The organism is Lysinibacillus sp. RU7, from assembly GCF_057837305.1.
The window spans coordinates 1-232 of sequence record NZ_JBYQFK010000332.1 but is presented as its reverse complement, the minus strand read 5'-3'; the positions used below and the strand labels follow the sequence as shown (position 1 = coordinate 232).

Annotated in this window: 1 protein-coding gene; it reads right to left on the bottom strand. The window is 37.5% G+C overall.

Annotated elements, in window-relative coordinates; translation table 11 throughout:
* Window positions 1–232 (bottom strand): hypothetical protein (locus AC3II9_RS22605; RefSeq protein ID WP_489159027.1); only part of this gene is annotated, 232 nt, incomplete at both ends.

The following is a 232-nucleotide window of genomic DNA, read 5'->3' as shown; positions in this document are numbered from 1 at the left end:
AAATTTTGTTCTTTGGGAATAATTACATAGTCGGAAACCAACACTTCCATTTCCTCTTCGGCCTCAAAGGCAGTTAAAGTAGCTTCCACTTTGTTTTCCTGCCAAATATCGTCCTGGTCACTATAAAAAACGACATCGGTTTCAGTCTGCCTCAACATTGAAATAAAATTTTCCCGCCAGCCTTTTCTTTTTTGATTGACTTTAAAATCCCAACTAGCTCGCAAATTATTTC